Source organism: Paenibacillus lemnae, from assembly GCF_012933385.1.
GTDB classification, from domain to species: domain Bacteria; phylum Bacillota; class Bacilli; order Paenibacillales; family Paenibacillaceae; genus Paenibacillus_AQ; species Paenibacillus_AQ lemnae.
In genome coordinates, this window is record NZ_JABBPN010000001.1 from 428,892 (window position 1) to 449,387 (window position 20,496).

General features: G+C 52.0%; 21 protein-coding genes, 1 pseudogene and 1 riboswitch. All 22 genes and pseudogenes read left to right on the forward strand.

Annotated features, from left to right (window positions below; all coding sequences use genetic code 11):
• Positions 1–57 precede the first annotated feature (57 nt).
• On the forward strand, positions 58–774 hold the full coding sequence (gene spoIIR / locus HII30_RS01920; RefSeq protein WP_169503223.1) for a stage II sporulation protein R: 717 nt from the start codon (positions 58–60) through the stop codon (positions 772–774).
• Positions 775–1,034: 260 nt separating this feature from the next.
• Positions 1,035–2,198 carry an L-threonylcarbamoyladenylate synthase gene (locus HII30_RS01925; protein WP_169503274.1) on the forward strand — a complete coding sequence of 388 codons (1,164 nt, stop codon included), beginning with the start codon at positions 1,035–1,037 and terminating at the stop codon, positions 2,196–2,198.
• A gap of 301 nt (positions 2,199–2,499) precedes the next feature.
• A complete protein-coding gene (locus HII30_RS01930) occupies positions 2,500–3,060 on the forward strand; it encodes a manganese efflux pump MntP (RefSeq protein ID WP_169503224.1) in 561 nt (186 codons plus the stop codon).
• A 44-nt stretch (positions 3,061–3,104) separates the two neighbouring features.
• The gene (locus HII30_RS01935) at positions 3,105–3,704 is read left to right on the forward strand and encodes an arsenate reductase/protein-tyrosine-phosphatase family protein (RefSeq protein ID WP_169503225.1); all 600 of its coding nucleotides are present in this window, start codon (positions 3,105–3,107) and stop codon (positions 3,702–3,704) included.
• Positions 3,705–4,244: 540 nt separating this feature from the next.
• Positions 4,245–4,327, forward strand: a riboswitch (ZMP/ZTP riboswitch).
• A gap of 117 nt (positions 4,328–4,444) precedes the next feature.
• On the forward strand, positions 4,445–4,900 hold the full coding sequence (gene rpiB, locus HII30_RS01940; RefSeq protein ID WP_169503226.1) for a ribose 5-phosphate isomerase B: 456 nt from the start codon (positions 4,445–4,447) through the stop codon (positions 4,898–4,900).
• A 54-nt stretch (positions 4,901–4,954) separates the two neighbouring features.
• On the forward strand, positions 4,955–5,551 hold the full coding sequence (locus tag HII30_RS01945) for a TIGR01440 family protein (RefSeq protein WP_169503227.1): 597 nt from the start codon (positions 4,955–4,957) through the stop codon (positions 5,549–5,551).
• A 98-nt stretch (positions 5,552–5,649) separates the two neighbouring features.
• Positions 5,650–6,900, forward strand: a complete 1,251-nt coding sequence (glyA, locus tag HII30_RS01950; protein ID WP_169503228.1) for a serine hydroxymethyltransferase — start codon at positions 5,650–5,652, stop codon at positions 6,898–6,900.
• A 529-nt stretch (positions 6,901–7,429) separates the two neighbouring features.
• Positions 7,430–8,059, forward strand: a complete 630-nt coding sequence (upp, locus tag HII30_RS01955; protein ID WP_169503229.1) for a uracil phosphoribosyltransferase — start codon at positions 7,430–7,432, stop codon at positions 8,057–8,059.
• Positions 8,060–8,114: 55 nt separating this feature from the next.
• Positions 8,115–9,272 (forward strand): non-hydrolyzing UDP-N-acetylglucosamine 2-epimerase, encoded by a 1,158-nt coding sequence (gene wecB, locus HII30_RS01960; RefSeq protein ID WP_169503230.1) that lies wholly within the window; start codon positions 8,115–8,117, stop codon positions 9,270–9,272.
• A 176-nt stretch (positions 9,273–9,448) separates the two neighbouring features.
• Positions 9,449–9,682, forward strand: a complete 234-nt coding sequence (locus HII30_RS01965; protein ID WP_169503231.1) for an AtpZ/AtpI family protein — start codon at positions 9,449–9,451, stop codon at positions 9,680–9,682.
• Positions 9,675–10,052, forward strand: coding sequence for an ATP synthase subunit I (locus HII30_RS01970; protein WP_169503232.1), 378 nt, complete (start codon positions 9,675–9,677; stop codon positions 10,050–10,052). The genes HII30_RS01965 and HII30_RS01970 overlap by 8 nt, the downstream gene beginning before the upstream one ends.
• A 40-nt stretch (positions 10,053–10,092) precedes the next feature.
• The gene (gene atpB / locus HII30_RS01975; protein ID WP_169503233.1) at positions 10,093–10,854 is read left to right on the forward strand and encodes a F0F1 ATP synthase subunit A; all 762 of its coding nucleotides are present in this window, start codon (positions 10,093–10,095) and stop codon (positions 10,852–10,854) included.
• A gap of 97 nt (positions 10,855–10,951) precedes the next feature.
• Positions 10,952–11,164, forward strand: coding sequence for a F0F1 ATP synthase subunit C (atpE, locus tag HII30_RS01980; RefSeq protein WP_006213098.1), 213 nt, complete (start codon positions 10,952–10,954; stop codon positions 11,162–11,164).
• Positions 11,165–11,259: 95 nt separating this feature from the next.
• Positions 11,260–11,748: a F0F1 ATP synthase subunit B gene (gene atpF, locus HII30_RS01985; protein ID WP_169503234.1), complete on the forward strand. Its 489-nt coding sequence runs from the start codon at positions 11,260–11,262 to the stop codon at positions 11,746–11,748.
• On the forward strand, positions 11,745–12,284 hold the full coding sequence (locus tag HII30_RS01990; RefSeq protein WP_169503235.1) for a F0F1 ATP synthase subunit delta: 540 nt from the start codon (positions 11,745–11,747) through the stop codon (positions 12,282–12,284). The genes atpF and HII30_RS01990 overlap by 4 nt, the downstream gene beginning before the upstream one ends.
• 18 nt (positions 12,285–12,302) lie before the next feature.
• Positions 12,303–13,817, forward strand: coding sequence for a F0F1 ATP synthase subunit alpha (atpA, locus tag HII30_RS01995; RefSeq protein WP_169503236.1), 1,515 nt, complete (start codon positions 12,303–12,305; stop codon positions 13,815–13,817).
• Positions 13,818–14,054: 237 nt separating this feature from the next.
• Positions 14,055–14,912 carry an ATP synthase F1 subunit gamma gene (gene atpG, locus HII30_RS02000; RefSeq protein ID WP_169503237.1) on the forward strand — a complete coding sequence of 286 codons (858 nt, stop codon included), beginning with the start codon at positions 14,055–14,057 and terminating at the stop codon, positions 14,910–14,912.
• Between the two features lie 114 nt (positions 14,913–15,026).
• Positions 15,027–16,427: a F0F1 ATP synthase subunit beta gene (gene atpD, locus HII30_RS02005; RefSeq protein WP_169503238.1), complete on the forward strand. Its 1,401-nt coding sequence runs from the start codon at positions 15,027–15,029 to the stop codon at positions 16,425–16,427.
• A 92-nt stretch (positions 16,428–16,519) separates the two neighbouring features.
• The gene (locus HII30_RS02010; protein ID WP_169503239.1) at positions 16,520–16,930 is read left to right on the forward strand and encodes a F0F1 ATP synthase subunit epsilon; all 411 of its coding nucleotides are present in this window, start codon (positions 16,520–16,522) and stop codon (positions 16,928–16,930) included.
• Between the two features lie 362 nt (positions 16,931–17,292).
• A complete protein-coding gene (locus tag HII30_RS02015; RefSeq protein WP_169503240.1) occupies positions 17,293–17,553 on the forward strand; it encodes a DUF1146 family protein in 261 nt (86 codons plus the stop codon).
• Positions 17,554–18,003: 450 nt separating this feature from the next.
• Positions 18,004–19,350 (forward strand): UDP-N-acetylglucosamine 1-carboxyvinyltransferase, encoded by a 1,347-nt coding sequence (gene murA, locus HII30_RS02020; protein ID WP_169503241.1) that lies wholly within the window; start codon positions 18,004–18,006, stop codon positions 19,348–19,350.
• Between the two features lie 775 nt (positions 19,351–20,125).
• Positions 20,126–20,496 (forward strand): annotated as a pseudogene (locus HII30_RS02025) (hypothetical protein); the annotation flags it as partial.

The following is a 20,496-nucleotide window of genomic DNA, read 5'->3' on the forward strand; positions in this document are numbered from 1 at the left end:
CAATCTTCCGGACATACTGGTAGATATCATAAAGGATTTGAGAGAGGCGGTTATCTTATGAAGGTTTCGCATGCCGTATATAACGAATCACCGAATGAAGCACTTCGCACTGTTTTCAAACAAATTGTAACGCTATTATCCATATTGTTTATGGTTGTTATGTCTTGGGAAGGCCAGCGGATTGATGCAGCGGTGACAGGTGGTGTGATTCCGCAGGAATCCATTCGGCTGCGCATCCTGGCTAACTCCGACCGTCCCCAGGACCAGCTCGTCAAACGTGAAATCCGGGATGCCGTGGTGGCGCAGATGACCGAGTGGGTGAGCGGGCTTCAGGATCCGCAAAGCCTGGAACAGGCGCGGGCGCTGACCGCAAGTCACCTGCCGGAAATTGAAGCATTAGTAGGACGTGAACTGGCTGCACGCGGCATGACCTACAGCTATCATGTGGAGCTGGGAACGGTGCCTTTTCCAACGAAGCTGTACGGCAGTGTCGTGTATCCGGCCGGAGATTATGAGGCAGTTCGCATTACCCTTGGGGATGGAGCCGGGCAAAACTGGTGGTGTGTGCTGTTTCCTCCGCTGTGCTTCATAGACGGGGGCACTGGAGATGCTGCAGCACAGACGGCAGACCAGTCCGAGGTGAAGACCGTATCTGCGGCCGCTGCCAGTTCAGATGAAACTCAAGAGAGAGCAGCGGGGGGGACGCCTGAAGTCCGGTTCTTCCTGTGGGACATGCTTCTCTCGCTGTGGAGCTGGGTGACCGGACTGTTTTAGAATGACGGAATATGATACAATTTCTAGCAAAAGAGTGCTTGTTCTCTTCCGCGCAACCCGGCCGTTCAGGCGGGACGCTTGAGATGTGGGCGCTCTTTGTTTTGGAATCACATGACGGGCATAGAAAGCTTGGGATATAGATGAAACGATATGAGATGGATAGATTAGGTGAGTCGCAAGGGGAGCAGGGGCAGGTCGGGGAGAAAAGTAAGGCAGATGACCAAGAGCAGTATGGCGAGCGAGCTGAGCGAGAACAGCACATGACGAGTGGACAGTCTGGGGAACAAGGGATTAATGCTCGGAAGGTAACACGGGTATGGAAGTTGGACCCTCTGCATTATAGTAACCTGTCAAGTGCTGGAGCTGTGGTGGATGCTGCCGGTTTGGCAGACGATGCTGCTGCACTGCAGGAAGCGGGGGGCCTGCTTGCCGGAGGAGGCACCGTTGCATTTCCGACAGAAACGGTCTATGGGCTGGGGGCGGATGCGCGAAACCATGCGGCGGTGGAACAGATTTTTGCTGCCAAGGGCCGGCCATCGGACAACCCGCTGATCGTGCATATTTCAAACGAAGATCAGCTGGATGAGCTGGTGCTGGAGGTGAACGAAACGGAGCGGAAGCTGATGCAGGCTTTCTGGCCCGGACCGCTGACGCTGGTGCTGCCGGTCCGGCCAGGGAAGGTATCGCCGCGAGTGACCGCGGGCCTGGATACCGTTGCGGTCCGGATGCCGGATCATCCGGTTGCCCTGGCGCTGATCTCGGCCTCGGGCTGTCCGCTGGCGGCTCCGAGTGCGAACCGCTCCGGCCGGCCCAGCCCGACGGTGGCTGCGCACGTGCTGGAGGATCTGTCCGGCGTCATTGACGGCGTGCTCGACGGCGGTCCCGCAGGGGTCGGTGTCGAGTCGACGGTCGTGCAGGCCGGACGTGACGGCGCCGTGACGGTGCTTCGCCCGGGCGGCGTCACCGAGGAGCAGCTTGCCCGCGTGGCGGCAAGCGTGACGCGCGACCCGGCGCTGCTGCGCGCCGGGCACGCAGACAGCCCGGCGCCGCGCTCGCCGGGCATGAAGTACACGCACTATGCGCCCAAAGGGGCGCTGTGCGTGGTGAAGGGGCGGACGGCTGCGACCGTGTCCGCCAAGATCCAGGCCGAGCTGGACGCGGCCCAGGACCGCGGGGAGATCACCGGTGTGCTGTCGTACGACGAGCACATCGGGATCTACCGCGCGGACGTGGCCGTCTCGCTCGGCAGCCTGGCCGCGCCGGAGGAAGCGGCGCGGCGGCTGTACGCCGGCCTGCGGCAATTCGACGAGGCCGGCGCGACCTTTCTCCTGGCGGAAGCCTGCCCGGAGAAAGGTCTTGGCGAGGCGGTGATGAACCGGCTCCTCAAGGCGGCGGGGCATCACATCATCGATGCCGACGCCTGACCAGGTCTAGTCGGGTTCCCGTAAACGGATGAACCTGAACCGGACTCCCAGACCACACCGGCATCACAAGCCAGATTGCAAGCCGTACCACACCCTAGATCTCAAACCAGAGCGCAAGCCAGCTCACAAGTCAATCGCAAGCCACTCGCAACCCAGCTTTCGATCCAGGCTACAAGCCAGCCCGCATGCTAGCCGACATCCTGGCACACAAGCCTACCTCCCGCGCCGGTGACGTCTGGCGGAATGATTTCCTTCTTGTCCGCATATCGTGTACAAGACTATAGGACTTGGAGGAAACCGCATGTTGGAAATGTCTGTCCAATCGGGGCAGCTTGCGGCCATTTTAATGATGGCTTTTGCGCTGGGCCTGGACGCCTTTTCACTGGGCATTGGAGTGGGGATGAGGGGGATCCGCCTGCGGCATGTGCTCAATATCGGCCTGCTGACCGCTTTATTTCACATGCTGATGCCGCTGCTCGGTCTGCTGGCCGGTCACTATGTCGGGGCTTTGCTGGGAAAAGTCACGGGACTTGCAGCCGGGGGACTTTTGGTGCTGCTGGGCGGGCATATGATCGTGAACTCTTTTCAAAAAGAGGAAGGGCGACCGGTCAATCACACCACGCTGCTCGGTATGCTGATGTTTTCTATAGGTGTCAGTATCGATTCCTTCTCCGTAGGTGTTTCGCTTGGGATGTTTGCCCATGATGCGGTACTGATTATCACTTCGTTTGGCGCGGTAGGCGGTCTGTTGTCCATCTGCGGGCTGATGATTGGCCGAAAAGCGGGCAGCCGCCTGGGGAATTATGGTGAAATGGCGGGCGGCGCTATTTTGCTGCTGTTTGGATTGATGTTTATCTTTTGATACAATAATGGCAGTGATGTTTACAATGACAGGAGGCGAAAGCCGTGAAACATATATTGTTTGTATGCACCGGAAACACCTGCCGCAGCCCAATGGCTGAAGGCATGCTGCGTAAGCTTGCTGCGGGCAGAAACATCGATGTTGAAGTCCGTTCGGCGGGTGTGGCAGCGGTGGATGGCATGTCCATTTCGCGCCATGCAGAATCGGTGCTGCGTGACCAGATGGTTGATGGATCTTTTGCATCCAAACCGCTGAGCCGGGAGCTCGTGCAGTGGGCTGATCTCGTGCTGGCGCTGACCCAGTCCCATAAACAGTATGCGATCCGCCAATTTCCAGAGGCTGCTGATAAAGTCCATACCCTGAAAGAATATGTGGAAAATGATGAACAGGTCATCCGTGATGTGCAGGAGCTGGATCGTTTGTATGTGGCAATGGAGCTGGCTCGCTCACTAGGCAGTGATGTGGAACATGGGGACCGTGAACGCTTGATTGAGCTCAGACAGCGTATGCCAAGCTACGATATCTCGGATCCGTTCGGCGGCTCGCTGGAGGATTACGAAGCGACGGCCGCTGAAATCCGGACAGCCCTGTTCCGCCTGCTGGACAAGCTGGAGGGAGACGGAAACGCAGAAAAACGCAATTAGGAAACGTATGAGTGTAGTGAAGTAACTATCGGCTCTTATATGTAACGATGTGCGGGTTAGCATAAAGACCGGACATGATGGTTACTTTGAAAAAAATGATTGGTGCAGAGATATCATTAGACGATGGAAGCCAAGTGAGCAGCTTAAAGCTACCATCCGAAAGACGCGCTAACGGACCCTGAGTCCGTTAGCGCGTAAAAAAACCAATATTAATAACTCTAACGGACCCTGAGTCCGTTAGAGTACCAAACATGAAGAAATATGTAGGCAAAACCCTGTTTAACGGACTGAGTGTCCGTTAGATAGGGTTTTTGTTCGGAAATCAGTCTTTAACGGACTGTATGTCCGTTAGAGCTGTACCGCACGCGCCCACGACCACACGCCAGCGATCCGCGCCATACGCCATGCCCGCCAAACATTCTGCGCCCACGCTCGCACTCATCGCGCCCACGCTCGCATTTAACGCACTCCGCCCACCTCGCACCCAACCTCTCCCTTGCTTTTCCCCTCATTTTGTTTTAAGATGGAGGGGAAAAACACGGATTCCGGTGTAACTGGCGACGAAGTGGATGAAACCACGGTGGAGCATCGGAAACATACGGCCGGTCGCCTGGGCAAAGAGCATTTGTACACGTTATGCGTGTGCGGACTGCTCTTTTTTTCGTCTTTTGGCCACAGGATGCGTTATAATGGAACAAGTTGTGAACCAAAAGATGAAAACTAATTAGGGGGTTTTTCATATGAAAATTGCACTGGGCACGGATCATGCGGGCATTCGCCTGAAAGAGGACATCATCAAGCTGATCACAGACCTCGGACATGAAGTGGAGGATCTGAGCTGTAACTGTGAGACATCGGTGGATTATCCTGACTATGCACTTCCGGTGTGCGAGAAGGTGATTTCCGGTGAAGTGGACCGCGGCATTCTGATCTGTGGTACGGGCATCGGCATGAGCATTGCTGCAAACAAGGTACCCGGCATTCGCTGCGCGCTGACACATGATGTTTTCTCCGCAAAAGCCACCCGTGAACATAATGACAGCAACGTGCTGGCGATGGGTGAGCGAGTTGTAGGACCGGGACTGGCTGCAGAGATCGTGACAGCTTGGCTGACCACGGATTTCAGTCAGGGTGAGCGTCATATCGGACGTGTGAGCAAGATTAAGGCGATCGAAGACCGGTATCTGAAGGTTTAAGCTTAAAGCAAGAGAAGAGATGCTAAAAGCAAACCCGAAAAGGCGGTGCATGAGATGGATAACGGAACAGTTGAACCTGAAAAAGTAAACTTGAAGGAGCAGACGGAATCCATTGTCAGAGAATTGGCGCAGACAGCGGGCCTCAACCGAGGCAAGGTGCTTGTGGTCGGCACGAGTACCAGTGAAGTGGCAGGACGCCGCATCGGGACCGGTGGTGCACTGGAGACGGCGGGTCAAGTGCTGGAAGGCATTGCCCAGGTACAGCGAGAGTTCGGTTTTGATACCGCTTTTCAATGCTGTGAGCATCTCAACCGTGCGCTGGTCGTGGAGCGTGAGGTCCTGGAACGTCTGGGACTGACCGAGGTTGCGGCCGTTCCGGTACCGAAGGCTGGCGGATCCATGGCGGCGGCAGCCTACCGCAGCTTGGACAACCCGTGTCTGGCTGAGTTTATTACCGCGGATGCGGGCGTGGATATTGGTGAAACCTTGATCGGTATGCATCTGAAACATGTTGCGGTTCCGTTCAGGCCATCCATCCGCTATATCGGCGAAGCCAGAGTGAATGCAGCCTACACCCGTCCGAAGCTGATTGGCGGCGAACGCGCCGTCTACCGGCCGGAGCAGGAGAATGATTCGACCTTGTGTGATTAACATGTGAATGTAGACAACCGAAAAACCCGCTTGCTGCACAAGCTTGTTGACAAAGACTTTACCACATATACCAATAGGAATTTAGGGAGGATATCAAAATGATGGAACATTTGCGCAAGGCAGACCCTGCTGTAATGGAAGCGATGGATCTGGAGCTGAAGCGTCAGCGCAGCAACATCGAGCTGATCGCATCGGAGAACATTGTAAGTGAAGCGGTTATGGAGGCTATGGGCTCCGTATTGACGAACAAATATGCGGAAGGCCTGCCTGGCAAAAGATATTATGGCGGCTGTGAGCGCGTAGATATCGTGGAAGACCTGGCACGCGACCGTGCGAAGGAACTGTTTGGTGCAGAACATGCGAACGTGCAGCCTCACTCCGGTGCTCAGGCCAACATGGCCGTTTATCTGGCTGTGCTGAAGCCTGGTGATACCGTCCTTGGTATGAACCTGGCGCATGGCGGTCATTTGACTCACGGCAGCCCGGTGAATGCGTCTGGTCTTTTGTACAATTTTGTAGCGTACGGTGTACAGGAAGACACGTTCCTGATCGACTATGATGAAGTCCGTAAAGCGGCATTCAAGCATCGTCCTCGTCTGATCGTTGCCGGTGCGAGTGCGTATCCGCGTACGATTGATTTCGAAAAGCTGGCTTCTATTGCTAATGACGTAGGTGCTCTGCTGATGGTGGATATGGCTCATATCGCCGGTCTGGTAGCAGCAGGTCTGCATCCGAACCCGGTTCCACATGCTCATTTTGTAACAACAACGACGCACAAGACACTGCGCGGACCGCGCGGAGGATTGATCCTCTGCAAAAAACCTTGGGCAGCAGCCGTCGACAAAGCTGTATTCCCGGGTTCCCAGGGTGGACCGCTGATGCACGTTATCGCATCCAAAGCGGTAGCTTTCGGTGAGGCACTGCAGCCTTCTTTTAAAGAATACAGCCAAAAAGTGGTTAACAACGCTCGTGTGCTGGCTGAAACGCTCGTAGCTGAAGGCCTGAATATCGTGTCCGGCGGTACTGACAATCACCTGATGCTTGTGGATACACGCAGCATGGACATTACCGGTAAAGATGCTGAAAAAGTACTGGATTCCATCGGCATTACTGTAAACAAAAACGCGATTCCGTTTGATCCGACGAGCCCGTTTGTTACTAGCGGTATCCGGATCGGTACACCAGCGGTTACTTCCCGCGGTATGGATGAGGAAGCGATGAAAGAGATCGGTAGAATCATCGCCATGACGCTTCGCCAGCCGAAGGATGAAGAGACACTGGCCAAAGCAGCACGCCAGGTGGCCGAGCTGACAGATCAATATCCGCTGTACCCTGAACTTAAGTACTAGTACTAGTACTAGTACTAGTATTCGGCAGGAAACTCTTGCTGGATCTTGAAATACAGGCGGGGCTGTCTCTCGTAAGTGGCGGCTGCCCTTGCTTCTGGGTGATACGTATCAGATGCAGCAAAGTTGGGCGAACTATCCCAGCTTCCTTCAATAAGACTGTTTTTCAAGCTTATATTTACAAAAATAGAGGCAATAGTCTAAATAAGCCCGATTTTCGGGCTTATTTTTTCATATCACACGCATTTCTGATCTATACTGAGACTTTCAGGCAGAATAAGATTGTTTTTCAATCTTATTTTGCTCGCAGCGAGAAAAAGGAGAAAAATAAGCTTGAAAATCAAGCTTATCTTCAGCGATGAGATCTTTTGGGACGGTCCTGGAACGGCCCAGCTTTAAGACAGCAAGAAACATGACCTGTGCAGGTGTAAAATCCACCCCGGGAGTGATATAATAGACAGGATTTATGGAGCCCGCTTAAATATACAGCCCATATTGAATAACATATTGTAATCAACCGGAGGGACCTAACATGGGAAAATTGGTGATTTGTGATCACCCCTTGATTCAACACAAACTGACATTCATACGCGATAAGCAGACCAACACGAAAGACTTCCGCGAGCTGGTGGATGAGGTGGCTACCTTGATGGCGTATGAAATCACCCGCAACATCTCCTTGGAGTCACTCACGGTGCAAACCCCTGTAGCGCAGACCGAAGGCAAAGTCATTTCGGGACGCATGCTGGGACTAATTCCGATTCTTCGTGCAGGGCTTGGCATGCTGGATGGTGTCGTGAAGCTGCTTCCGGCAGCGAAGGTAGGTCATGTCGGCCTGTTCCGGGATCCGGAAACCTTGATGCCGGTAGAGTATTACACCAAGCTGCCTACGGATGTGACCGAGCGTGAGCTCATCGTCATTGATCCGATGCTGGCAACCGGCGGTTCAGCCATTGCAGCCATTGATGTCCTGAAGAAACGCGGCTGTACCCAGATCAAGATGATGAACCTCGTTGCTGCACCGGAAGGTGTACAAGCCGTACACGAAGCGCATCCGGATGTAGATATCTATGTAGCCGCACTCGATGAGGGACTGGATGACCACGGGTACATCGTACCTGGACTTGGCGATGCGGGAGACCGGCTGTACGGCACCAAATAAATGCGTTTTATATTCGTGGATATGAAACACAGTGGAAAAAGAGGGGTTAGACCAAATGTCCAAAGTTAAAGTGATGACCATCTTCGGTGTTCGTCCGGAAGCGATCAAAATGGCACCGCTCATTCTGGAACTTCAGCGTCACCCGGAGCAGATTGAGTCCATCGTCTGCGTAACGGCGCAGCATCGCCAGATGCTGGACCAGGTGCTGGATGTATTCAATATAGAGCCGGATTATGACCTGAACGTGATGAAAGACCGCCAGACATTGAACGAAATTACAGTACGAGTCCTGGAAGGACTGGAGCCCGTACTGCGTGAGGCCAAGCCGGATATCGTGCTGGTTCACGGGGATACGCTGACGACCTTCCTTGCCAGCTATGCCGCCTTCCTGCAGCAAATTCAGGTAGGGCATGTGGAAGCCGGACTGCGTACATGGAACAAGCTGTCTCCATATCCGGAAGAGATGAACCGTCAGCTCACAGGCGTGCTGTCTGACATTCACTTTGCGCCGACAGCACTGTCCGCAGGCAATCTGCGCAGTGAGAACAAGAAAGAGTCTTCCATCTATGTAACCGGCAATACCGTAACGGATGTGTTCCAATATACGGTGAAGCCGGATTACACCCATCCGGTATTGGACTGGGCCCAAGGCAAGCGGCTGGTTCTGATGACAGCTCATCGCCGTGAATCCCAGGGAGAGCCGCACCGCAACATATTCCGTGCCGTGAAACGGCTGGCCGATGAGTTTGAGGATATCGCGATTGTGTATCCGGTTCATCCTAGCCCGGCCGTATTGGAACCGGCATATGAGATTTTAGGCGGCCATCCCCGCATTCAGCTGATCGACCCGCTGGATGTTGTGGATCTGCACAACTTCTATGGACATACCCACCTCATTCTGACAGACTCCGGAGGCCTGCAGGAAGAGGCGCCGTCGTTCGGAGTGCCGGTGCTGGTGCTGAGGGATACGACAGAGCGTCCTGAAGGTGTGGATGCCGGAACGCTTGAGTTAGTAGGGACCCATGAAGAAAATGTTTACAATCGGGCCAAGAGCCTGCTCAGCGACCATGAGCTGTATGAGTCGATGAGCAAGGCGGCGAATCCGTACGGAGACGGTCATGCTTCTGAACGGATTGTAAGCGCGATTTTGCATCATTTTGGCCTGCAAACTGAGCGCCCTTCCGAATTTCACACAATGTTCACAAAGGAATAAAAAAAATCAGGCTGGGACCAATCAATACAGCATACAGTTGAACTGTACGGTTGACGCGGTGTTCCGGGCATTCCAAGTGCCCGAAACGCCGATTTAATAAGGAAATTCACTGATATGCATTCATTGACAAACTCTTCTATTATTCAGTAAAATGAGTTGGGATTAGAGAGGTATGTATGAAAAATCCGAATAGTCAAGATAACCCTTGGATGATTGCGCTTTATATTGGCGGGGCCGGAGGAATGCTGGCTGCTTACATCGTTATTGGTTTTTTTGCAGGGAGATGGCTTATGGGGGTTCTGGACGGGCCCAAATACTGGCTGGCGATTGGAACCTTGACAGGGCTTTTCCTAGGAATTTTGAATATATCACTTCTCATTAAAAAGTTTCTGGGGGCGCAACGTGAATGATTTAACGACATCCATAGTGAACGTTGTTACGAGAGTGACGCTGCTCCTGTTATCCCTTCTCTTTATGGGTTGGGCAGTGTACGACGATAACCGTGACATCTTTGCCGGACTCATTATGGGAGTTATGGGCGGTTTGATCAATGTCCGTTTTCTTTCCATCAAGGTGAGGCAGCTGGCAGAGCTTGCGGTGAGCCAGGAGAACAAACGATTCAGCTTTGGATTTGTTACAAGACTTTGCATCGCGTTTCTGATTGTAATGATTGCGGCGAGGTTCGAGCAGATTTCGCTTGGTGCTACCATTGCCGGATTATTCATCCCCCAGCTGTTGACCATTCCAGTCAGCATTATGGTTAGCTTGAGGAAGCAGTAGAATTAATGACAGCTAATTGGAAAGGGGTGAAAACTAATTCATGCATGAATCACCGATTATTAATGTAGGCGGATTCAATATCGATCTTTCCGCAGTGCTGATGCTCGTGGTGACCTCGGCGATCGTATTTATCCTGTGTCGCCTGGCCGTCCGTAATCTGTCGGTCGAAAACCCTTCCAAACTGCAAAACTTTATGGAATGGGTGGTCGAGTTCGTCCAGGGCATTGTTGCAAGCGCGATGGATTTGAAGAAAGGCAAAGCGTACATATCGCTTGGACTGACACTGATTCTGTTCATTTTCGTAGCGAATGTTCTAGGCCTGCCGTTTGCAGTTATTACGGATCTTTCCGAGAACTTTACCGTCTTCGGACAGACCATTGAGGCTACCCGAGGCATTGGACCTGATCATTATGCTCATGTACTCTGGTGGAAATCGCCAACAGCGGATGTGAACATTACTGCAGGTCTTGCACTTATCGTCTTCTTCCTCATGAATTATCTCGGGTTGAAGCTGAACCGCAAGCATTACCTGAAGCACTATCTGGAACCGTTCCCGGTATTTCTGCCGCTGAACATTATCGAGAACCTGGCGAAGCCAATCGCGCTTGCAATCCGTTTGTTCGCGAACATTTTTGCAGGTGAGGTGCTGATCGTCGTTATTCTCAAAATGGGGATCTTGGGTATTCCGTTCCTCGCCATTTGGCAGGGCTTCAGTATTTTTGTCGGTGCACTCCAGGCGTTTATCTTTACTATTTTGACCATGGTGTACATCAGTCAAACCACGATTCACGAAGAACATTAATAACCTCTGAGGATGCTGTCCGCTAGAGGATGGGTGTCTGAGGAGATCTATTATACGAACATCAAATTTGAACCAATTTTAAGGAGGATATTTATCAATGGAATTCTTGGCAGCAGCTATTGCAGTAGGTCTTGGCGCTTTGGGCGCAGGTTTGGGTAACGGTATGATCGTAAGCAGAACGGTGGAATCCATCGCTCGTCAACCGGAAGCTCGTGGTCCGCTTCAAACAACGATGTTTATCGGTGTAGGTATCGTTGAGGTTGTTCCTTTGGCTGCAACAGTTATCGCGTTCCTGATCATGTTTTCTTAATATCAATACAACGGTTTGGCGGGGAGGGCCGATGCCATCCGCGCCTTCGTTTTGTTAAGCGTGGCAACTCGCAATAGTGGAAAGGAGTGACCTCAATGAAGATAATCTGGGAAAATATATTTCTGGCCATGGCTGCATTCGCTATTCTGTATTTTCTTCTTCATAAATTTGCATTCAGCAAGCTGTTTGCGATCATGGAGCAGCGCCGCGAGCTGGTGATGAGCCAGATGAATGAAGCGGCTCAGACCCGTCAGCAGGCAGCAGCCTATGTTGAAGATCAGAAGAAAGCGCTGGAGCAGGCCCGTCAGGACGCACAGGAAATTATCGAACGTTCCAGACAGACCAGCACCAAACAAGCGGAACAGCTTATGGAGCAGGCCAAAGAAGAGGCAATTCGCCTGAAAACCGAAGCTGTGCGTGATATCGAGAACGAGAAGAACAAGGCTGTCGAAGAGCTCCGCGGCGAGCTGGGCACCGTATCCGTTCAGATTGCGTCCAAGCTGATTGGCCGTGAGGTAAAGAAAGATCAGGCACAGGAAGAACTGGTAGATCAATACCTTAAAGAGGTAGGGGGCAGAGCATGAGCCAGGAGACAGTAGCAGCGAAGCGGTATGCGCGGGCGCTGTTCGAAGTGGCGGCTCAGCAGCAGAAGGGTCTGGAAGTGGAGGAAGAATTGAGAGCGGTTGTGACGGCACTGGATAGTGACCCTGATATCCGCAAATTCATCGCCACTCCGAACATTCCCCAATCCGTGAAGATGGATGTGCTTAGTAAGACATTAAAAGGCAGAGTGTCAGAGCCTGTAATAAATACCATGGAACTTCTTCTGAACAGAGGTCGCGCTGAACTGCTCGGTGAAGTGCTGAACAGCTATGTGAAAATTCAAGGTGAAAGCCAGGGAATGGCTGACGCTACTGTATATTCGACCTACCTGCTGAATGAACAGGAGAAGCAGCAGGTTGCTTCCGAGTTCGGGCAGCTGTCCCATAAGAAAATCCGCGTGAACAATGTGGTAGACGAGAGTCTGCTGGGAGGACTGAAAGTTGTGATCGGCGACAAGCTGTACGACGGCAGTCTGGCCGGCAAGCTGGAGCGTCTTGAGAAATCTTTCAGAGTTTAGAAGATAGGGGTGAAAACGTTGAGTATCAGACCTGAAGAAATCAGTACTTTAATTAAAAGTCAAATCGAAGAATACAAATCCGATATCGCTGTCTCGGAAGTAGGAACGGTTATTCAAGTAAGTGACGGTATTGCTCGCGTGTACGGCCTTGAGAATGCCATGTCCGGTGAATTGCTTGAATTCCAGAGCGGCGTATTCGGATTGGCGCTCAACCTTGAGGAGAGCAACGTGGGTGTCGTTATCCTCGGTCCTTTCTCCGACATCAAGGAAGGCGATCAGGTAAAACGTACAGGACGGATCATGGAGGTTCCTGTAGGCGAAGCGCTTCTGGGCCGTGTCGTAAATCCGCTGGGACAGCCGCTTGACGGCAAAGGTCCTATCGCAGCAGCAGCTTTCCGTCCGGTAGAGAGCAGTGCACCTGGTGTTATCGACCGTAAATCGGTTCATGAGCCAATGCAGACAGGTATTAAAGCGATTGACGCGATGGTTCCAATCGGCCGCGGTCAGCGTGAGCTCATCATCGGTGACCGTCAGACTGGTAAAACATCCATTGCAATTGATACCATCCTGAACCAAAAAGGCAATGGCGTGAAATGTATCTACGTAGCGATCGGTCAGAAGCAATCGACTGTAGCACAAGTAGTAGAAACCCTGCGCCGTCATGGTGCGCTGGAATATACCATTATCGTAACTGCATCGGCTTCCGAGCCGGCTCCACTGCAGTACATCGCTCCTTATGCGGGCTGTGCAATGGGCGAGTACTTCATGTACAAAGGTGAGCATGCACTCATCATCTATGATGACCTGTCCAAACAGGCAGCAGCTTACCGTGAATTGTCCCTCCTGCTTCGTCGTCCTCCGGGCCGGGAAGCTTATCCGGGTGACGTGTTCTATCTGCATTCCCGTTTGCTGGAACGTGCAGCGAAACTGAGCGACGAATTGGGCGGCGGTTCTTTGACTGCTCTGCCATTCATCGAGACTCAAGCTTCCGACGTATCGGCTTACATCCCGACGAACGTGATCTCGATCACGGACGGTCAGATCTTCCTGGAGTCCGAATTGTTCTACTCGGGTCAGCGTCCGGCGATTAACGTTGGTATCTCTGTATCCCGTGTCGGCGGCTCGGCACAGATTAAAGCCATGAAAAAGGTTGCCGGCGGTCTGAAACTTGACCTGGCCCAATATCGTGAGCTTCAAGCGTTCTCCCAGTTCGGTTCCGATCTGGACAAATCCACACTGGCCCGTCTGAACCGCGGTGCGAGACTGATGGAAATCCTGAAGCAGGGCGTCAACCAGCCGCTGTCCGTTGAACAGCAGGTAGTCAGCCTGTATACGGCCGTTAAAGGTCATCTGGATGACATCCAGGTTGCCGACGTTCGCCGCTTCGAGAAGGAATTCCTGGCGTTTGTGGGAAGCAACAAGGCAGAAATCATTCAATCCATAACGGATACGAAGGATCTGACCGCAGACAACGAAAATGCGCTGAAGAGTGCAATCGAGCAGTTTAAGAAAGGCTTTGCCGCTTCGGTATAACTCTCGGCTTTTGGTATGAAAGGGGAGCCGGGTGAAGTAAGCGCCGGGGTTCCTCTTTCATCATAATAGGATATGACTTTGGTTTATGCTTACAAAGTCAAGGCTTGTGCTTACGAAGTAACTTTGGCTTCGCCAAAGTTAAGCTTATGCTTTCGATGTTAGCTTTAGCTTCGCTAAAGCTAGGTTCATGCTTACGAAGTAACTTTGGCTTCGCCAAAGTTTTGAGGTGGTGAAAACATGGCAAGAGGATTACGCGACATTAAACGGCAGATCAAAAGTATCCAGAACACCAAGCAGATCACCAAGGCGATGGAGATGGTTGCCGCAGCCAAGCTCAGAAGAGCCCAGGAAAAGGCGACCTCCGCACTTCCGTACTCGGAGAAACTGAAAGAAGTGGTTGGCAGCATTGCAGCCGGCACACAGGGCATCAGCCATCCCATGCTGGAGAAACGCGAGGTCAAGAAGACCGGTTACCTGGTCATCACTTCTGACCGCGGACTCGCGGGTGCATCCAACTCCAACATTTTGCGGAGAGTCTCCACGTTTTTGGCCGAACGCCATCAGTCCAAAGATGAATATTCACTTTTCGTCATCGGACGTAAAGGCCGTGATTACTTCCGCCGCCGTGAGCTTCCGATTGTGGAAGAGCTGACGGATTTGTCTGACAGCCCTACATACGGGGATATCAAGTCCATCGCGAATGCAGCGGTACGGCAGTATGAGCTCGGACAAATTGATGAGCTTTATATTTGCTATAACCTGTTCCTTAATGCTTTGACTCAGACGCCTGAGGTTGATCAGCTTCTTCCGATGGAAAATATCGGTGAAGGTGCTAGTGTATCTGGTCATGAGTACGAGCCTTCGCCGGAAGCGGTTTTGGAAGCTCTGCTGCCAAAATATGCAGAAACACTGATCTTCAGTGCAATGCTGAACGCTAAAGCGAGTGAACTCGGTGCGAAGATGACGGCAATGGGAGCGGCGACGAAGAATGCCAGCAAGCTGATCGGCGAGCTGAAGCTTACGTACAACCGTGCCCGTCAGGCAGCAATCACGCAGGAAATTTCGGAGATCGTTGCTGGTGCCGACGCTCAGTAAGCAGAACTTATAGATATGAACTCGATAGATTGAACGCATATGCGGCACTAGGGTGCCGCTTTACGATGATCGTTCGCCGGATAACGGCGGGCGGGTAGGAGGGAAAACAAAAAGATGAACAAAGGACGCGTTGTCAGCATTACAGGCGCTGTGGTTGACATTGAATTTGAACGCGGTCAGCTTCCTGAAATCTTCAATGCCATCAAGATTGAAGGTGTTCTCGAGGGAAACCGCTCGATCGATCTGACTTTGGAAGTATCCAACCATCTGGGTGACAACCTGGTTCGTTGTATCGCGATGTCGTCGACAGACGGCCTGATCCGCGGTATCGAAGCAATTGACCTGGGCGTACCAATTACGGTACCTGTAGGTTCTGCTACACTGGGCCGCGTATTTAACGTATTGGGTCAGCCAATCGATAATGCCGGAGTTGTTGCAGCTGAAGTGAGTAATCCGATTCACCGTGAAGCTCCGGCTTATGATGAGCTTTCCACACAAGCAGAGATGCTGGAAACAGGAATCAAGGTTATCGACCTGCTCGCTCCATACCAAAAAGGTGGTAAAATCGGTCTTTTCGGAGGCGCGGGTGTAGGTAAAACCGTAGCAATCCAGGAGCTGATCAACAACATCGCACAGGAGCACGGCGGTATCTCCGTATTCGCAGGTGTTGGTGAGCGTACACGTGAAGGTAATGACCTTTATCATGAGATGAGCGATTCTGGCGTTATTAACAAAACAGCAATGGTGTTCGGACAGATGAACGAGCCTCCGGGTGCGCGTCTGCGTGTAGCCTTGACCGGCTTGACCATGGCTGAGTACTTCCGTGATCAGGAAGGCAAAGACGTTCTGCTCTTCGTCGATAACATTTTCCGCTTTACTCAAGCAGGTTCTGAAGTATCCGCCCTCCTCGGCCGTATGCCGTCCGCGGTAGGTTACCAGCCTACGCTGGCTTCCGAGATGGGACGTCTGCAGGAGCGGATTACGTCTACGAAAAAAGGTTCGGTTACATCCATCCAGGCGATCTATGTACCTGCGGATGACTACACGGATCCGGCTCCAGCAACAACGTTTGCTCACCTTGATGCAACGACGAACCTGGAGCGTAAAATTTCCGAGATGGGTATCTACCCAGCGGTGGATCCACTCGCATCAAGCTCCCGTATTCTTGCACCAGAAGTTGTGGGCGAAGAGCACTACAATGTAGCTCAAGGCGTAAAGCAGATTCTGGCTCGCTACAATGAGCTTCAAGATATCATCGCCATCCTTGGTATGGATGAGCTGAGTGAGGAAGACAAAGCGATCGTTGCCCGTGCACGCCGCGTACAGCGTTTCCTTTCCCAGCCGTTCCACGTTGCCGAGCAGTTCAACGGCATGCCGGGTAAATATGTACCTGTTAAAGAAACGGTACGCAGCTTCAAGGAAATTCTGGAAGGTAAGTACGACAGCCTGCCGGAAGCGGCTTTCCTGTTCGTCGGCACAATCGAAGAAGCCGTGGAAAAAGCCAAATCTATGTAAGCTGACGCTCCGTGATTGGCAGGCTGTCCGCCTTGATGCGGGCAGCCTTTGCCGCACGAGTTTTCTGCGGAAAACGGTGAGGAGGGATGGAAGTGAGCACCTTTTTGTTAGAAATCGTAACCCCGGACCGCCTGGTTTACTCAGAGCAGGTGAACAGTATTACGGTACGCGGGATCGAAGGCGAACTGGGCATTTTGCCAGGCCATATCCCATTTGTGACACCGCTCCAGGTTGCACCGGTTAACGTAAAAATCGGCAGCCAGGTCACACCGTTTGCGGTGCAGGGCGGGTTTGTGGAAGTACGTAAGGACAAAGTGGTCATCTTGGCCGAAAGCGCCGAGAGACCCGAAGAGATCGACTTCGAGCGTGCTGAAGCAGCAAAAGAACGGGCAGAAACCCGTTTGAACGCCGGCCGTCAGGACGAAGTTGACCATCGCCGTGCCGAGCTGTCACTGCAGCGCGCGATGAACCGGATTAAAGTATCCGGCGGCATCAAACATTAATTTTAATTAAAGGCGGTTCAGCTGCAGTTGCGGCGGAGCCGCTTTTTTTTGCTGTTTCAGGACACCACTTTCAAGGTATATACGTAAAATTGGATAAACCAGCATATGTTTTGCTAACTCAGAGGAAATGTAAATGTGTGAAAACCATCATTTTCAAACAGGGCAAGGGGCTTAAAACACAGTATGAACTGGTTTTCAGTCTTTTTTAGTCAAAAAGTTCATGAAAATGACCGCTATTGATCAAATATTTTTATTTCCATGAAAATGGGACCAGAAAGTACTGGATTGTTGTGCCACTGACAAGTATTATAGAAGGGTCGGTCCTTTTTGGTCGATATCATCTGTTGCTTGGAGGAGGGAGTATGAATCATCAAGACATTTCGAACACTGTCACCAGTGCGGTCGGCGTAAATGGATTTATATCGATCGTAGTTACTCTGATCTGTATTGCACTGGCATGGTGGGCTTTGCAAACATTAAAGCTGGATTTGGTCATCCGTAATCCGAAAAGTCCCCAGGGCAGACTGCTGCATGTGCTGCTTGCCGTGGTGTTAGGACGTTTTGTCGCCGATTTTCTAATCGACTATTTGATATGGAGCCAAATGATCCGATATATATTCTAGAATTGTTGCTAACTATGTTTTAAACAGACCTCGTTTGGTTATATGTCTGTTAGGCTGTTTGAGACAAATGTCGAATAAACGCTTTTTTTTATGTTAACACTGACAATAAGTATTTTAACCGGGCGAACCGTTATGACTTCCGGACTACAACGTTCACCCGCTGATGATCTGTATTGTCTGTATATGTATCATGCGTGGTTAACCTTTCGGAGCCGAACTTGTTAAAAAGATGAAGTGGCCGCTTGTTTCAAGAAACGTGCAAGCGTGGTAACAGGGTACCAGTGATGCGAGCTGCCGCGAGGCGCGAGTGCTGCTTTAAATAGTGCCTGGTAACCTTGTACAGCCGAAAACTTCAATGCTATGATGTAAGTTGGTCATTCAGTAATGATGAACCATAGAAGCAATCAATTATTTATAATACGGAAATTATGGACGCGGAGGGAAACCATGATGAGCAAATTTATCGTCCGCGGTGGCAAAAGACTGACCGGAAGCGTCAAAGTCAGCGGAGCAAAAAATTCAGTACTTCCGATCATCGCTGCCTCTCTTCTTGGGGAAGAAGGAGAAAGCGTCATTATTGACGCGCCTCCACTTGACGATGTGATGACAATCAGTAAGGTATTAGAGTCTTTAGGTGCAGAGGTTACATACAAAGACGATGTGATTACCGTTAACGCGGCGAACATCGCCACATGTGAAGCGCCTTATGAATGGGTGCGGAAAATGCGCGCCTCGTTCCTGGTGATGGGTCCCTTGCTGGCCCGCTGCGGAAGTACTCGTATCTCGCTTCCCGGCGGCTGTGCCATCGGAACTAGACCCATTGATCAGCATTTAAAGGGATTTGAAGCCCTGGGTGCTGAAATCAGTTTGGGCCAGGGCTTTATTGAGGCTAAAAGTAACGGCAGACTGCGCGGAGCAAAGATCTATCTGGATGTTGCCAGCGTTGGGGCTACCGAAAACATAATGATGGCCGCCACTTTGGCGGAAGGCGTGACCACGCTTGAGAATGCGGCAAAAGAGCCGGAAATTGTCGATTTGGCGAACTATCTGAACGGGATGGGTGCCAAAATTCGCGGTGCGGGTACAGGCGAGATCCGGATCGAAGGTGTGGAGAAGCTTCACGGCGTGAAGCACCATGTCATTCCAGACCGCATTGAAGCCGGCACATTTATGGCTGCTGCCGCGATTACAGGCGGAGACGTATATGTGGAAGGCGCAATCGCAGACCATCTGGGTCCGGTTATTGCCAAGATGGAAGAGATGGGTGTAACGATCCAGCCTGACGAGAACGGTATTCGCGTAATTTCGGATAAGCCGCTGAAAGCGGTAGATATCAAGACCCTGCCTTATCCGGGATTTCCAACCGATATGCAGTCCCAGATGATGGCGCTGCAGCTTGTGTCGCAAGGAACCAGCGTGATCACCGAGACGGTTTTTGAGAACCGCTTCATGCATGTAGAACAATTTCAGCTGATGAATGCGGATATCAAAGTGGAAGGCCGGGCTTCGATTATATCAGGCGAAGCGAAGCTGACTGGTGCAAAGGTATGTGCAACAGACCTTCGTGCAGGCGCTGCGTTGATTCTGACAGGTCTGGTTGCAGACGGTACGACCGAGGTTACTGGTACACACCATATTGACCGCGGTTATGTCCATCTGGCCGAGAAGCTGACAGGCCTGGGTGCCGACATCTGGCGCATCTCCACAGAAGATACCGAAACGGAGAAAGTTTCCAAACCAGCAGTGGAAGAAACCGAGGACACCAAATTGTTCAAGGTTCAGCCAAGCTGGGCATAAATATCAGAAGGGCTCTGCCGATAGGCAGGGCTCTTTTTTTGTTTGGCGTGCTGTTTACGTCGCCCTATCCTATGTGCTTCTGTTTTGAGAAAAATTCAAATCTATATAGGTCCATTCTCCGCGTACTTTCCCTAACGTAATGACCGTGGCATCAACGGCAGCCTGTCTGCCCAGACGCTTCAAGGGGCACGGCAGCTGGCATACTTCTGCTTACTCCGCCACGAGATCCATATATACCGCCTGCAGCATCTCGGTCGGCAAGTCGGCCCGCTCAAGCGGCGATTAAGCGCCGAGGGGTCGATGGACTTTGCGTTCACTAACTTTTGCACCCAAGGTGTGCTTTGCACATGCTCGCGACGGAGCGGCACTCTTGCAAGATTTTTGCTAACCCCCGCCGGCATGACGCAATGTATGTGGTTTTCCACACACATTGGTCCTAAACCGGCTGGTATGGCGCAATGTATGTGGTTTTCCACACACAATGGCCCAAACCCCGCTCGCACGCCGCGTCATACAACAATAAAATGGGTCGCCCCACTAAAATCTAAGATCTTAGGAGACAGCCCTTTTTTTCTTTGCAAGATTTCTGTGATTTCGTAGTGGTTCTGATTTAAAATGATGCGCTTAAGGGATCTGGTGTCCGTTAGAATTGAAAAGGTTCAGGTTCTCTCTCAAATGAGTTCTATCATTTGGCGGACTCTCATAAATATAAATCAGTATCCGCTGGCAACTAGCAGAACTGAAAAGATGAAGAGAGTCACAGGAGGGAGAATACATGAAAGACTCCAAGTTTCAAATTCATATACCTATGACGAGCAAGGCCCCGAAAAAGTTGAATCCTGCCTTAGAGAAGCAAACTCAGGCTGAACCTGAAAAAGCCAATGTTATCGCATGGACATTTCCTGCAGTGCAGGATGCAGTCAGGCCAAGCGCTCGCCGGGTGCGAGCTGAAGCTAGCAGTGTGCAGCCTGAGGCAGGCGGGCCAGCGGCGGGCGTGATGCAGCCTTTGGCGGACAGCCGCCAGCGGCGGGGCGATGCAAGCTCGGCGGCAAGCGCGACACCGGCGGGAGACGGGGAGGCGCCGGCGGACGCCGGTCCGCGGCCTCGCGGCACGCAGCCAGCGGCGGGAGCTGCACAGGCACCGGC